The organism is Streptomyces polygonati (genome assembly GCF_042650325.1).
Lineage (GTDB): Bacteria > Actinomycetota > Actinomycetes > Streptomycetales > Streptomycetaceae > Actinacidiphila > Actinacidiphila polygonati.
Window position 1 is genome coordinate 64152 of record NZ_JBHSBB010000050.1, and the last position, 13093, is coordinate 77244.

Annotated in this window: 12 protein-coding genes, 1 tRNA gene and 2 pseudogenes; 9 read left to right on the forward strand and 6 right to left on the reverse strand. The window is 71.8% G+C overall.

What is annotated here, in order from left to right; genetic code table 11:
• Nucleotides 1–33 precede the first annotated feature (33 nt).
• Nucleotides 34–582 (forward strand): GNAT family N-acetyltransferase, encoded by a 549-nt coding sequence (locus tag ACFO3J_RS33755; RefSeq protein WP_386437967.1) that lies wholly within the window; start codon nucleotides 34–36, stop codon nucleotides 580–582.
• Here ACFO3J_RS33755 and ACFO3J_RS33760 read toward each other — a convergent pair.
• Both ACFO3J_RS33760 and ACFO3J_RS33765 read right to left on the reverse strand, forming a co-directional pair.
• Nucleotides 579–1127, reverse strand: coding sequence for an AAA family ATPase (locus ACFO3J_RS33760; RefSeq protein ID WP_386437969.1), 549 nt, complete (start codon nucleotides 1125–1127; stop codon nucleotides 579–581). The genes ACFO3J_RS33755 and ACFO3J_RS33760 overlap by 4 nt on opposite strands.
• Before the next feature lie 270 nt (nucleotides 1128–1397).
• Nucleotides 1398–1469: transfer RNA gene (locus ACFO3J_RS33765), tRNA-Cys, on the reverse strand.
• A 242-nt stretch (nucleotides 1470–1711) separates the two neighbouring features.
• Between ACFO3J_RS33765 and ACFO3J_RS33770 the strand changes: the two genes are divergently transcribed.
• Nucleotides 1712–3160 (forward strand): MFS transporter, encoded by a 1449-nt coding sequence (locus tag ACFO3J_RS33770; RefSeq protein ID WP_386438390.1) that lies wholly within the window; start codon nucleotides 1712–1714, stop codon nucleotides 3158–3160.
• 2 nt (nucleotides 3161–3162) lie between these two features.
• Here ACFO3J_RS33770 and ACFO3J_RS33775 read toward each other — a convergent pair whose 3' ends face one another.
• Nucleotides 3163–3933 (reverse strand): GntR family transcriptional regulator, encoded by a 771-nt coding sequence (locus ACFO3J_RS33775; RefSeq protein WP_386437971.1) that lies wholly within the window; start codon nucleotides 3931–3933, stop codon nucleotides 3163–3165.
• On the reverse strand, nucleotides 3930–4469 hold the full coding sequence (locus ACFO3J_RS33780; protein ID WP_386437974.1) for a GntR family transcriptional regulator: 540 nt from the start codon (nucleotides 4467–4469) through the stop codon (nucleotides 3930–3932). The genes ACFO3J_RS33775 and ACFO3J_RS33780 overlap by 4 nt, the downstream gene beginning before the upstream one ends.
• Before the next feature lie 392 nt (nucleotides 4470–4861).
• Here ACFO3J_RS33780 and ACFO3J_RS33785 point away from each other — a divergent pair, with 392 nt between their 5' ends.
• From ACFO3J_RS33785 to ACFO3J_RS33805, 5 genes and pseudogenes are all read left to right on the forward strand, one after another.
• Complete coding sequence (locus ACFO3J_RS33785) at nucleotides 4862–5278, forward strand: ATP-binding protein (protein WP_386437977.1); 417 nt, start codon at nucleotides 4862–4864, stop codon at nucleotides 5276–5278.
• Nucleotides 5279–5428: 150 nt separating this feature from the next.
• Nucleotides 5429–7219 (forward strand): DEAD/DEAH box helicase, encoded by a 1791-nt coding sequence (locus ACFO3J_RS33790; protein WP_386437980.1) that lies wholly within the window; start codon nucleotides 5429–5431, stop codon nucleotides 7217–7219.
• A gap of 255 nt (nucleotides 7220–7474) precedes the next feature.
• A pseudogene (locus tag ACFO3J_RS33795) lies at nucleotides 7475–7936 on the forward strand (IclR family transcriptional regulator); the annotation flags it as partial.
• Nucleotides 7937–8140: 204 nt separating this feature from the next.
• Nucleotides 8141–8317: pseudogene (locus ACFO3J_RS33800) on the forward strand (IclR family transcriptional regulator); the annotation flags it as partial.
• 166 nt (nucleotides 8318–8483) lie between these two features.
• The gene (locus ACFO3J_RS33805) at nucleotides 8484–9272 is read left to right on the forward strand and encodes a S16 family serine protease (protein ID WP_386437983.1); all 789 of its coding nucleotides are present in this window, start codon (nucleotides 8484–8486) and stop codon (nucleotides 9270–9272) included.
• A gap of 26 nt (nucleotides 9273–9298) precedes the next feature.
• Here ACFO3J_RS33805 and hppD read toward each other — a convergent pair whose 3' ends face one another.
• Nucleotides 9299–10414, reverse strand: coding sequence for a 4-hydroxyphenylpyruvate dioxygenase (gene hppD, locus ACFO3J_RS33810; protein WP_386437986.1), 1116 nt, complete (start codon nucleotides 10412–10414; stop codon nucleotides 9299–9301).
• A 131-nt stretch (nucleotides 10415–10545) separates the two neighbouring features.
• On the opposite strand from hppD, the gene ACFO3J_RS33815 reads away from it, so the two are divergent.
• Both ACFO3J_RS33815 and ACFO3J_RS33820 read left to right on the forward strand, forming a co-directional pair.
• A complete protein-coding gene (locus ACFO3J_RS33815) occupies nucleotides 10546–11025 on the forward strand; it encodes an Lrp/AsnC family transcriptional regulator (RefSeq protein WP_386438393.1) in 480 nt (159 codons plus the stop codon).
• Between the two features lie 66 nt (nucleotides 11026–11091).
• Nucleotides 11092–12459, forward strand: coding sequence for an FAD-binding oxidoreductase (locus ACFO3J_RS33820; protein WP_386437989.1), 1368 nt, complete (start codon nucleotides 11092–11094; stop codon nucleotides 12457–12459).
• A gap of 18 nt (nucleotides 12460–12477) precedes the next feature.
• Here ACFO3J_RS33820 and ACFO3J_RS33825 read toward each other — a convergent pair whose 3' ends face one another.
• Nucleotides 12478–12957 (reverse strand): SsgA family sporulation/cell division regulator, encoded by a 480-nt coding sequence (locus ACFO3J_RS33825; protein ID WP_386437992.1) that lies wholly within the window; start codon nucleotides 12955–12957, stop codon nucleotides 12478–12480.
• Between the last annotated feature and the right edge of the window lie 136 nt (nucleotides 12958–13093).

Here is a 13093-nt window from a genome sequence, read left to right on the forward strand (position 1 = left end):
GAGCGGCCGGGACCGGGCCGGTAGGACTGGAGGGTGATACGTGGAGAGAAGGTCGGGCTGCGCGCCCGGCAGGAGAGCGATCTGACCGTGCTGCACACGGAGTTGTACGAGGACGTGGCGACGTACTGCCGCTCCGACACGCGGGCCTGGCGGCCCATCCCGGCGGGCACGCCGTACTCGCCCTTCGCGCTGAAGGAGCCAACCGAGCAGGCGGCGCCCTTCTCCGTGGTGGAGCTGGCCTCGGGGGAGCTCGCCGGGGAGTCGGTCCTGTGGGGCATCGACGTGCACAACCGGACCGCGCACGTCGGGCTCGCGCTCCGCCCCGCCTTCCGGGGACGCGGGCTGGGCACCGACGTGGTGCGGACCATGTGCGTGTACGGGTTCGCCATCCGCGGCCTGCGGCGGCTCCAGTTGGAGACGCTGGCCGACAACGCGGCGATGATCGCCTCGGCGGAGGCGGTCGGCTTCCGCCACGAGGGCACGCTGCGGCGCTCGTCGTGGGTGTACGGGCAGGAGCTGGACGAGGTGGTCTTCGGCCTGCTCCACGACGAATGGGCGCCGCCCGCGAAGGCGTCGGACTAGTCCTCGATCAGCGCGTTCTTCAGGTCGTCCAGGATCGCCCGGACCGTCTGCTCCGGGGTCTGGTCGGAGGTGTCGATCCACAGCCCCAGGCGCGGGGTCCGGTCGCGCAGCACATGGTCGAGGCCGTCGACGGTCCAGGAGCCGTAGCCGGTCTTGGCCCGGGCCGCCTCGCGGGCGGCCACCGCCTCCTGGGAGGGGGCCAGCACGACCAGGTGGAGCGGGCGGGCGCGGATCGCGTCGAGGTAGGGCCGCAGATGCTCGCCGAGGACGACGTCCTGGACGATCGCGGTCCAGCCGGCCGCCGCGTACAGATCGGCGGTGGACGCCGAGACCCGGTAGCGCAGCCGCAGTTGCTCGACGGCCTCCTCGTCGCCGCGCGGTACGAGTTCGCGCCGCCCGGACACCAGCATCCGGCGGAATACGTCGCCGCGTACGTGGACGGCGCGCGGCAGGTGCTCCGCGAGGAGCTGCGCCACCGTGGACTTGCCCGAGGCCATCACCCCCGTGATCACCAGCACGCCGCCGTCGAGCGAGACATCGCCCATGCCTGCGCCCTCCTCCGGTGTGGGCTCGACCAGTCCGAAATGAACAGACCCGACCGAAGACAGAGCATCGCAGGCTGTGGCCACAGCCTCAACCACCTGCGCCTAGTTGGCATATGTCCGAGTCATCTCTGATTCCGCCGCCGCCCCGGAACGCCAACGGCCGGACGTCTGAGGACGCCCGGCCGGGAGGTGACGCTGATTCGCTCGACAGTGGTACGGCTGATGGTTCCGTTCATGGTGATGCTGACGGTGACGCGTGTGGCGCCGCGGAGGCCGTGACCGGAATCGAACCGGCGTAACTCGCTTTGCAGGCGAGTCCCTCAACCACTCGGGCACACGGCCGTGTCCCTCGCTACGCCTACGACCATGCCGGGTCGGCGGTGCGGTGGTCAATGGAGCGGGCCCGGGTGCCATGGGACTGCCATGCCGTGTTCACAAACGCGCGGGGCCGCCGCGGGGCGGGGACCAGGACCAAAGGCCGAGGGTGCACCGGTCGCACGGCAGGGGCGTAGCGGGTTTTTGCCCCTTACGCTGAGCGGGTGACTGTTGCGCGGGCTCGGCATGGCGAGCGGGATGACCAGCGGATATCCGGGGCCGAGGGGGAGCCCGGGGGCGGGCTGCTGGGGCGGGGGCACCGGGCGCTGACGTTCGGGATCGTGTCCGTGGTGCTGATGATCGCCTTCGAGGCGACCGCGGTGGCGACGGCGATGCCGGTCGCGGCGCGGGAGCTGGACGGTCTGGGACTGTACGCGTTCGCCTTCTCCGGCTACTTCACCACCTCGCTGCTCGCCATGGTCGTCAGCGGGCAGTGGAGCGACCGCAACGGACCGCTGCCGCCCATCGCGGCGGGCATCGGCTGTTTCGCCGCCGGCCTGGTGATCAGCGGAACCGCCCAGTCGATGGGGCTGTTCGTGCTGGGCCGCGCGATCCAGGGGCTCGGCGGCGGGCTGGTGATCGTCGCGCTCTACGTCGTCGTCGGCCGCGCGTACCCGGAGCGGCTGCGGCCGGCCGTGATGGCGGCGATCTCGGCGTGCTGGGTCGTACCGTCCATCGTCGGCCCGCTGGTCTCCGGCACGGTCACCGAACAGCTCGGGTGGCGCTGGGTGTTCCTGGCGATCCCGGTGCTGGTGGTGCTGCCGCTGGCGGTGATGCTGCCCGCGCTGCGGCGGGCCGCTCGGGAGCCCGTGCCGGACGGCCCCGAAGGGGCCGCGCAGCAGGCGGCCGTGAAGGCGGCCCGCCCGCCCATGGACGGCTCACGGATCTGGCTCGCGGTCGCGCTGGCCACCGGCTCCGCGCTCCTCCAGTACGCCGGGCAGGACCTGCGCCCGCTGTCCGCGGTGCCCGCCGTGCTCGGCGCGGCCCTGCTCGTACCGGCGGCGCTGCGGCTGCTGCCGCGCGGCACCTTCCGAGCGGCCCGCGGGATGCCCACGGTGGTGCTGATGCGCGGGATAGCCGCGGGGTCCTTCCTGGCGGCGGAGAGCTTCATCCCGCTGATGCTGGTGACCCAGCGGGGCCTGTCCCCGACGCTGGCCGGCCTGTCCCTGGCCGGCGGCGGCCTGACCTGGGCGCTCGGCTCCTACATCCAGGCCCGCCCGCGCTTCGAAGGGGACCGCACGGGCCTGGTCCGGGCCGGCCTGCTCTGCTCCGGCGCCGCCATCGCGGCGGTCCCGCTGGCCCTCGACCACGGCATCCCCGCCTGGATCGTCGCCGTCGCCTGGTGCCTCGGCGGCCTCGGCATGGGCCTGTCCATCTCCACCCTCGGCGTCCTGCTGCTCCAGCTCTCCCCGCCCGCCGACGCCGGCACCAACTCCGCCGCCCTCCAGGTCTCCGACGCCCTGTCCAACGTCCTGCTGGTCGCCGCCGCCGGCACCGTCTTCACCGCCCTCGGCGGCGGCTCCATCGCCCCCTCCGCCACCCGGGCCACCACTTCCGCCCTCGCCCACCCCGCCGCCTTCACCGCGGTCTTCCTCCCGGCCGCCGCGATCGCCCTCCTGGGCGCCCTGGTGGCCACCCGGCTGCGCCCGAAACACTGACCTCAGAACTCGTAACGCAGCTCGAACAGATGGCCTGCCTTGGCCATCACCGTCACCTCGATCGGCAGCTCGCCGTCGCTGTGGACCACCCGGAACGTACGCAGGACCGGTAGGTCGCTGGGCAGGCGCAGTGCCTCGTACTCCTCCTGCGTCGGGACTCTGGCGGACACCCGGTCGACGGTCCGGCGGGGAAGGAAGCCCATCCCGGCGAGCAGGGCGGGTGTGCCGCCGCGGATCTTCCGGGGCTCGGCCAAGGCCGTGCCCCGTGCGAGGGAGAGCGGGTAGTACGACCTGACCAATTCGACCGGGGTGTCGTCGTGCAGCAGAAGTTGCTGGCGCAGCACCGCCGTACCGCCGTCTCCCAGGCCGAGGGCATGGGCCACGTCCGCCGGGGGCCGCACTTCAGCCACGCGCAGCAGCCGGATGCCGCCCCGCTTTCCGCGCTCGTCCGCCTCGGTGAGCCATGGATACCGTTCACCGGGAGTCGTCGGCTGGGCCGTGCCGGCCGGTCGTACTGTCTCCTGGGGGTGCTCGCGTACCGTGACGGCCGCGCCCGGCCGGCCGACGACGAGGTGCTCGTCCTTGAGGACCTGCAACGCCTTTTGGACGGTCGCGCCGGAGGCGGCGAATCGGTCCTTGAGGCGCTGTGTGGACGGGAGGCTGGCGCCGGGGCTCAGATCGCCGGACATGATCTCGTCGCGCAGGTCCGCGGCGATGCGCTCGTGCAGCGAGCGCCGGTCGTACGCCTCGGCCTCGGCTTTCGGCACGGTCACCCCACCTTCATCTCGTAGCGGAGGCGCTGTCTCGCCGCGGGGAACACCGATACGTCGACCTGGAAAGGCACAGCGGCGGCATCCAGGACGAGACGGGTCAGACACAGCACCGGCTCTCCGTCACCGAGTGCCAGCTCCGCCTTCTCCGCCGGGTACGGCATACGGGCGCGCACATCTTCGCGCACCCGGTGGGGGCTGTGCCCCAGCGAAGCCAGCAGTGTGACGGCGCCACCTCGGATCTTGGCCGGATCCGCCAGCGGGGTACCGCCGGCGAGGCTCAACGGGTAGTAGCTGTCGGCCAGTTCGGTGGGCTCCCCGTCCAGGTACATGATCCGCCGCCGTACGACCGAGGTCTCGTCGTCGTCGAGCCCCAGCAGCGCCGCCACCTCCTCGGGCGGCGCGATCTCCCCGGCCCGGATGATCCGCTGGGTCCCCTTGCGCCCCTGAGCGGCGGCCTCCTCGCTCCAGGCGTCGCCCTGCCCTTGCCGGCGGGGCGACACGTAGGGAGCTGACGTACTGACCCAGTCGCTGGTCACCGGGGCCTCCTGTCTGTTGGGGAATCACGCGCTCGGCGCGATCAAGCGTGGAAGTGGCGTCGCTCGTTGCCTGGCGTGGGCGTTATAAGCGTCCTCTCGAACATACTAATCCTCGCTGCTATTCGCGAATAGCAGTATGGTCTGGGCGGTCGGACTGCCTGTCCCGCGGCGAACGCCGCGTCGAGCAAGGAGGGTTGGCATGGGGCCGCTGGTTTTCGGCTACATGCGGGTGACGCACCAGGTGGCGGACGAGGACGTGGAGCGCGGGCACGTCGAGATGGCGGCGTACGCCGAGGCCGAGGGGATCTCGCTCTGACCGGACCCCTTCAGGACGTGATGGTCCTGCACCTGGAGCAGGTGGCCGGGGCCGAAGTACACGTTCTGGAGGAGCTGTGAGAGAGCTCGGCGGCCACGACCGGTTGGCGTTGGCGGCGACCACGTCCGCCGTCGGCCGGGCCAGGGCGTTCGCCGACCTTGCGGGCGCGAAATGGGAGGACCCGAAGCTGGTGGAGGATCTTCTCGTCGTCGTCTCCGAGTTGGTGACGAATGCTGTCAAAGCACTGGACGCGGTGTCCCATGATGCCGGCGGCATCGGCGCCCTGGTCGCCGTAGAACTGGTCCGCCTTGATGACTGCGTCCTCGTGGAGGTGAGCGACACGGCGCCGGGCCTGCCCGCGCTGTCGGATGCCGAGGATCCGGACGCCGAAGGTGGGCGAGGGCTGCTGATGGTCGAGGTGCTGGCGGCCGGGTGGGGTTGGCGTGCGGTGCCGGGTGGCAAGGTGGTGTGGGCCCGGCTGGCCCGGACTTGATCCCGCCCGCGCCCTGTGAGGTGGGTCGCACCGCTGGGCGGCGGGCAGGTCGGGGCGGTGGTGGGCGGAGGGCGGCCGGTAGGCTGAGGCGGTTTTCGGAGGAGCCGCGGGGTGAGCCGCGGCCCGGATCGCCGACCCACGACGGAGAACGTGACTACCACCGCTTCGAACACGCATCACCATCTGTCCCCCGCCTTCCCCGGGCGCGCTCCCTGGGGGACGGCCGGCAAGCTGCGGGCCTGGCAGCAGGGGGCGATCGACGCGTATGTGGCCGCGCAGCCGCGGGACTTCCTGGCGGTGGCCACGCCCGGGGCCGGGAAGACGACCTTCGCGCTGTCGCTGGCGTCGTATCTGCTGCACAACCATCTGGTGCAGCAGATCACCGTGGTGGCGCCCACCGAGCATCTGAAGACGCAGTGGTCGGACGCGGCCGCGCGGGTGGGGATCAGGCTCGATCCGGACTACAGCGCCGGGCCGGTGGGCCGGGAGTACCACGGGGTCGCGGTGACCTACGCGGGCGTGGGCGTGCGGCCGATGCTGCACCGCAACCGGTGCGAGCAGCGCAAGACACTGGTGATCCTGGACGAGATCCACCACGCGGGGGACAGCAAGTCCTGGGGCGAGGCGTGCCTGGAGGCCTTCGAGCCCGCGACCCGGCGGCTGGCGCTGACCGGGACGCCCTTCCGGTCGGACACCAACCCGATCCCCTTCGTCACGTACGAGGAGGGCAACGACGGCATTCGCCGCAGCTCCGCCGACTACACGTACGGATACGGCAGCGCGCTGGCGGACGGCGTGGTGCGGCCGGTGATCTTCCTCAGCTACAGCGGCAACATGCGCTGGCGCACCAAGGCCGGTGACGAGCTGTCCGCCCGGCTCGGCGAGCCGATGACCCGGGACGCCATCGGCCAGGCCTGGCGGACCGCGCTCTCGCCGACCGGCGACTGGATCCCCAACGTGCTGCGCGCCGCCGACCAGCGGCTGACCGAGGTGCGCAAGGGCATCCCGGACGCCGGGGGCCTGGTCATCGCCGCCGACCAGGACTCCGCCCGCGCCTACGCCAAGCTGCTCAAGGAACTGACCGGCAACAAGGCCACCGTGGTGCTCTCCGACGACACCGGCTCCTCCAAGCGGATCGAGGAGTTCAGCGCGAGCGAGGACCGCTGGATGGTCGCGGTCCGGATGGTGTCGGAGGGCGTGGACGTGCCGCGGCTGGCGGTCGGGGTGTACGCCACCACCATCTCCACGCCGCTGTTCTTCGCGCAGGCGGTGGGCCGTTTCGTCCGGTCCCGGCGGCGCGGCGAGACCGCCTCGGTGTTCGTGCCGACCATCCCGATGCTGCTGGAGTTCGCCGGCGAGATGGAGGTCGAGCGCGACCACGTCCTCGACAAGCCGAAGAAGCAGAGCGAGGAGGACCCCTTCGCCGAGGAGGACAAGCTCCTCGCGGAGGCCGAGAAGGCCGAGGACGAGGTCACCGAGGAGGACGCGCTGCCCTTCGAGGCGCTGGAGTCCGACGCCGTCTTCGACCGGGTGCTCTACGACGGCGCCGAGTTCGGCATGCAGGCCCATCCGGGCAGCGAGGAGGAGCAGGACTACCTCGGTATCCCCGGCCTGCTGGAGCCGGACCAGGTCCAGATACTGCTCCAGCGCCGGCAGGCCCGGCAGATCGCCCACAGCCGGAAGAAGCCGGACGAAGAGGCCGATCTGCTCGAACTGCCCGCCGACCGGCGGCCCGTCGTCAGCCACCGCCAACTCCTCGAACTGCGCAAGCAGTTGAACACTCTCGTGGCCGCCTACAACCACCAGAGCGGCAAGCCGCACGGCGTGATCCACACCGAACTGCGCCGGCTCTGCGGCGGTCCGCCCAGCGCCGAGGCCACCGCGGGACAACTCACCGAGCGCATCAAGAAGGTTCAGGAGTGGGCTACCCGAATGCGGTGATGTCCGCCGGATTGTAGGGGAACGACCCCCTGCCGAAACCCAAGGGCGGGTCAAGGCGGCGCCCGGATTGTGGACGACCCCTTCCGCTGAGCGGTACCCGCTCGCTACGGTGCCGGTCACGCACGCGCCGTGGCAGAGCAGCCGCGGAGCGCAGCCGGGTATGCCGACCAGTCCGGCGGCCTCTCCGCGCACTGCCGCGGGACCGGCAGTGCGTTCTTCTGTGAGATGCCGCCGATTTCACGAGGAGGGGGCGTCGTGACCGCGGAGACGTCTCAAACGCTCGACCGGGGCCTGAGGGTCCTTAAGTTGCTCGCCGACACCGACCACGGCCTGACCGTGACCGAGCTGGCGGCGAAGCTCGGGGTGAACCGCACCGTGGTGTACCGGCTGCTGGCCACCCTGGAGCAGCATTCACTGGTCCGCCGCGACCTTGGCGGGCGGGCCCGCGTCGGTCTCGGCGTGCTGGGTCTGGCCCACCAGGTGCATCCGCTGCTGCGCGAGGCGGCACTGCCCGCGCTGCGCTCGCTGGCGGAGGACATCGGGGCCACCGCCCATCTCACCCTGGTCGACGGCACGGAGGCGCTCGCCGTCGCCGTCGTCGAACCGACCTGGACCGATTACCACGTCGCCTACCGCACCGGTTTCCGGCACCCGCTGGACCGCGGGGCCGCCGGCCGGGCGATCCTGGCCGGCCGGGGGATGCAGCCGACCGCCGACGGCAGCAGCTGGGAGCTGTGCGCCGACGACGGGGGCGATACGGCCGGTGTGTACGCGGCGGCCTCCGGTTACCGGCGGGCGGTGGGCCAGCCGGAGGGCGGCGACGGCGATGACCGGGGCGACCGGGGCGACCGGGGCGACCGGGTGGACCGCGTCGATCGGGCCGACCGTACGAGCGCCGCCGGACCCGCCGGCCAGGTCCGCTACGTCCTGACGCACGGCGAGCTGGAGGCGGGCGCGAGCGGCGCCGCGGCTCCGCTGCTGGGCGTACCGGGGATAGAGGGCAGTGTCGGCGTGGTCATGCTCGCCGACGCCGTACCGGAGCGGGTGGGCGTACGGGTGGTGGAGGCGGCCACGGAGGTCGCGGACGCGCTGCGGTGAAGCGCCGGGCCGGATCGGGACGGGCCCGGCGCGGGCGCGGGGCCCCGCCGGTTCACGGGCCCCGGCGGCCGGCCGGATACGGGTGCCGCCGCGCCCCCCGGACCGTGAGCGGACCGTGACGTGGGCGGGGGCGAGCCCGGTCGCGCGGTGAATTAGGGTCGGGCGCATGCCTACGCTTTCCCGCCGGCCCCTGATCCTCGCCGCGTGCGCGGCGGTCGTGGCCGTCCTGCTGGCGGTGGCCGCCTTCGCACCGCTGCCGGTGTCGATCGTCGTGCCCGGCCCCACCACGGACGTCCTCGGCACCGACCAGGGCGCCCCCGTGATCAGCGTCACAGGCGCCCCGGTCCGGACGACCAGCGGGCAGCTGCGGCTGGTGACCATCTCGGCCACCGAGCCGAACGCGGCGGTGCACTTCACCGACGTGGCCAAGGCGTGGTTCGCCACCGACCAGGCCGCGATGCCCCGGGACGCGGTGTACCCCAGCGGCGGCTCGGTCAAGGAGATCACCCAGGTCAATCAGAAGCAGATGACCGACTCGCAGAACGCCGCCACCTCGGCGGCCCTCAACCAGCTGCACCTGTCCCCGTCCAAGGTCACGGTGAAGCTCCGGCTGGCGGACGTGGGCGGTCCCAGCGCCGGGCTGCTCTTCACCCTCGGCATCATCGACAAGGTGGCCGGCGACGGCCACGGCGGCGATCTCACCGGCGGCCGCACCATCGCCGGCACCGGCACGATCGACGCCTCCGGCACCGTGGGCGCGGTCGGCGGTGTCCCGCTCAAGGAGCAGGCCGCCCGCCGCGACGGCGCCACCGTCTTCCTCGTCCCGCGCGACGAGTGCGGCGACGCCAAGGCCCAGCTCCCGCACGGCCTCAAGCTGATCGCGGTGACCGACCTGAAGGGCGCCCTGTCGGCGCTCTCGTCGCTGCGCGCGGGCCGGCCGACGCCGTCCTGCTGACCTGCTGACCTTCCCCGGCCCCCCGGCTAGAGGTTGCCGCGGCGTTCCTGCTCGCGCTCGATCGCCTCGAACAGCGCCTTGAAGTTGCCCTTGCCGAAGCCCATCGAGCCGTGGCGCTCGATCATCTCGAAGAAGACGGTCGGGCGGTCCTGGACCGGCTTGGTGAAGATCTGCAGCAGATAGCCGTCCTCGTCGCGGTCGGCGAGGATCTTCAGGTCGCGCAGGGTGTCGATGGGGACCCTGGTGTCGCCGACCCACTCGCCCAGGGTGTCGTAGTAGGAGTCGGGGGTGTCCAGGAACTCGACGCCGGCCGCGCGCATGGCCTTGACCGTGGAGACGATGTCGTTGGTGGCCAGCGCGATGTGCTGGACGCCGGGGCCGCCGTAGAACTCCAGGTACTCGTCGATCTGGGACTTCTTCTTGCCGGCGGCCGGTTCGTTGAGCGGGAACTTCACCTTGCGCGAGCCGTCGGCGACGACCTTGGACATCAGCGCGGAGTACTCGGTGGCGATGTCGTCGCCGACGAACTCCTTCATGTTGGTGAAGCCCATGACCTGGTTGTAGAAGGCCACCCACTCGTTCATCCGGCCGAGCTCGACATTGCCGACGCAGTGGTCGACGGCCTGGAACCAGCGTCCGGCGGGCGGCTCGACGACCGGCGCCGCGGCGTCGTAGCCGGGCAGGTAGGGGCCGTCGTAACCGGTGCGGTCGACCAGGGTGTGGCGGGTCTGGCCGTAGGTGGCGATGGCGGCCAGCACCACCGTGCCGTGCTCGTCCTTGAGTTCGTACGGCTCCTCCACGCCGGTGGCGCCGTGCCCGATCGCGTAGGCGTAGGCGGCGTGGGCGTCGGGGACCTCGATGGCGAGGTCGACCACGCCATCGCCGTGCGCGGCCACATGCGCGTCGAGGAAGCGGCCGTACGGGGTGTCGGCCTTGATGACGGAGGTGAACACGAAGCGGGCGCCGCCCGACTCCAGTACGTAGGAGGCGGTCTCGCGGCTGCCGTTCTCCGGGCCGCGGTAGGCGACGCGGCGCATGCCGAACGCGGTCGAGTAGTAGTGCGCGGCCTGCTTCGCGTTGCCCACGGCGAAGACGACGGCGTCCATGCCCTGCACGGGGAAGGCATCCCGGGTCTCAGTCATGGCAGAAGCGTCCCGCCGCCTCTCAAGGTGCGCAACAGTTCCGGATTTCACTGGACACTCTGTACAGCACCGACCAGGATCGGTATGTCAATCCGTACAGGATGACCATGATGACGAGGGAGGCGGCGCGGATGGGCATCGACGCGCTGGACGGGCGGCTGATCACCCTGCTGGACCAGGAGCCGCGGATCGGGGTGCTGGAGGCCTCCCGCAGGCTCGGCGTGGCCCGCGGCACCGTACAGGCGCGGCTCGACCGGCTGCTGTCCGGCGGGGTGATCCGCGGCTTCGGTCCACAGGTGGACCCGGCGGCGCTCGGCTACCCGGTCACCGCCTTCGCCACCCTGGAGATCAAGCAGGGCCAGGGCGCCGACGTACGGGCCCATCTGACCGGCGTCCCCGAGGTGCTGGAGCTGCACACCACCACCGGCGATGGCGACATGCTGTGCCGGCTGGTGGCCCGCTCCAACGCCGACCTCCAGCGGGTGATCGACCTCGTGGTCGGTTTCGACGGCATCGTCCGGGCGGCCACCGCGATCGTGATGGAGAATCCGGTGCCGCTGCGGATCATCCCGCTGGTGGCGCAGGCGGCCGGGGACGCGCCGACGGGGTGACCGCCCAGGAGATTGGCGCCCGCCGGGCGATTGAGGGCGGGCGGGCCCGGGTGGGAGGCTGGGCGGATGGCTGACCTGATCGCGCGGCTCCGCTCCGGCCTCCCGGCGGCGGCCGTCATCACCGACCCGGACATCACCACCTCCTACGCGCACGACATGGCGAGCTTCTCGGACGCCGGGACGCCAGCGGTCGTCGTGCTGCCGCGGACCACCGAGCAGGTCCAGCACGTGCTGCGGACCGCGACCGAGCTACGAGTCCCGGTGGTGCCGCAGGGAGCGCGCACCGGGCTGTCCGGCGCGGCCAACGCCAGTGAGGGCTGCGTCGTGCTGTCGCTGACGAAGATGGACCGGATCCTGGAGATCGACCCGGTGGACCGGATCGCGGTGGTGGAACCGGGGGTCGTCAACGCGGTGCTGTCGCGGGCCGTCGCCGAACAGGGTCTGTATTACCCGCCGGATCCGTCCAGTTGGGAGATGTGCACCATCGGCGGCAACATCGGCACCGGCGCCGGCGGACTGTGCTGCGTGAAGTACGGGGTCACCGCGGAGTACGTGCTCGGCCTCGAAGTGGTGCTCGCCGACGGGCGGTTGCTCACCACCGGGCGGCGCACCGCCAAGGGCGTGGCGGGCTACGACCTCACCCGGCTGTTCGTCGGCTCCGAGGGCACCCTCGGGGTGGTGGTGAAGGCGGTGCTGGCGCTGCGGCCGGCGCCGCCCCAGCAGCTCGCGCTGGTGGCGGAGTTCCCCTCGGCCGCCGCGGCCGGCGCCGCGGTCTGCTCGATCATGGCCAGCGGCCACGTACCGTCGCTGCTGGAGCTGATGGACGGCACCACGGTCCGCGCGGTCAACGCGATGGCCAGGATGGGCCTGCCGGAGACCACCGAGGCGCTGCTGCTGGCAGCCTTCGACAGCCCGGACCCGACCGCCGAGCTGACCGCGCTCGGTGAGCTGTGCCTGGCGGCGGGTGCCACCGAGGTCGTACCGGCCCAGGACGCGGCCGAGTCCGAACTGCTGCTTCAGGCGCGGCGGTTGGCGCTGACCGCGCTGGAGAAGGTCTCCACCGCCACCATGATCGACGATGTGTGCGTGCCGCGCTCGCGGCTCGGCGACATGCTCGAAGGGGTGGCGGCGGTCGCGGCGAAGTACGACCTGACGATCGGGGTGTGCGCGCACGCCGGGGACGGCAACACCCACCCCGTGGTCTGCTTCGACGCCCATGATCCCGACGAGTCCCGGCGGGCCCGGGAGTCCTTCGACGAGATCATGGCGCTCGGCCTGGCGCTGGGCGGCACCATCACCGGTGAGCACGGGGTGGGACTGCTGAAGAAGGAGTGGCTGGCAAGGGAGTTGGGGCCGACCGGGATCGAGCTGCAGCGGCAGGTGAAGGCGGTCTTCGACCCGCTGGGGCTGCTGAATCCGGGCAAGCTCTTCTGAGCCGCGGCGGTGGATGGTTCAGGCGCTCGCGTCCGGGGTGTCGTCCTTGCCGGCGCACGGGTCCCGCAGCCACGCCTCGTCGCCGGCCGCCGGCGCGAGCAGCCGGCTCAGCTGGTCGTCCATGCTGAGCTGCTCGTGCTCGGTGCCGGGGGCGACCACCCGCAAGGTGCGTTCCAGCCAGGCGGCCACCGGCGAGGAGGGGGCCTCCAGCAGCGCGTCGCCGTCGGGGGAGCTGAGCGCGATGCAGATCACGCTGCGGCCGCCCACCTTCGTCGGCCAGATCCGCACATCGCCGTTGCCGCACGGCCGGAACACCCCTTCCACGATCAGCTCGCGGGCGAAGGTCCAGTTCACGGGAGTGTCCGACCCCACGTGGAAGACCACATGGACGGCGTACGGGTCCGACGTGCGGTAGGCCAGTCTCACCGGCACCGGGATACTGCGTTCCGGTGACAGGATCAGCTGCATCTCGAGTTCGCGTTCCACCACGGTCTGCATGTCTCGACGTCCTTTCCTCGGCGCGGTGGCCCCTGCCGGGAGGTTGCGCTTCGGGGCCCGCACCTGGAAAGAGCGGCTGCCTCCCCAACCATTACGCGGGTTCCCGAGATTTGGTTCAGATTTACCGAAGCGCGGG

Bases quoted from the DNA above. Each gene is read 5' to 3' on its own strand.
- ACFO3J_RS33825 (WP_386437992.1), bottom strand. From the start codon at position 12,957: ATGCAGACCGTGGTGGAACGCGAACTCGAGATGCAGCTGATCCTGTCA.
- hppD (WP_386437986.1), bottom strand. From the start codon at position 10,414: ATGACTGAGACCCGGGATGCCTTCCCCGTGCAGGGCATGGACGCCGTC.
- ACFO3J_RS33760 (WP_386437969.1), bottom strand. From the start codon at position 1,127: ATGGGCGATGTCTCGCTCGACGGCGGCGTGCTGGTGATCACGGGGGTG.
- ACFO3J_RS33820 (WP_386437989.1), top strand. From the start codon at position 11,092: ATGGCTGACCTGATCGCGCGGCTCCGCTCCGGCCTCCCGGCGGCGGCC.
- ACFO3J_RS33815 (WP_386438393.1), top strand. From the start codon at position 10,546: ATGGGCATCGACGCGCTGGACGGGCGGCTGATCACCCTGCTGGACCAG.
- ACFO3J_RS33805 (WP_386437983.1), top strand. From the start codon at position 8,484: ATGCCTACGCTTTCCCGCCGGCCCCTGATCCTCGCCGCGTGCGCGGCG.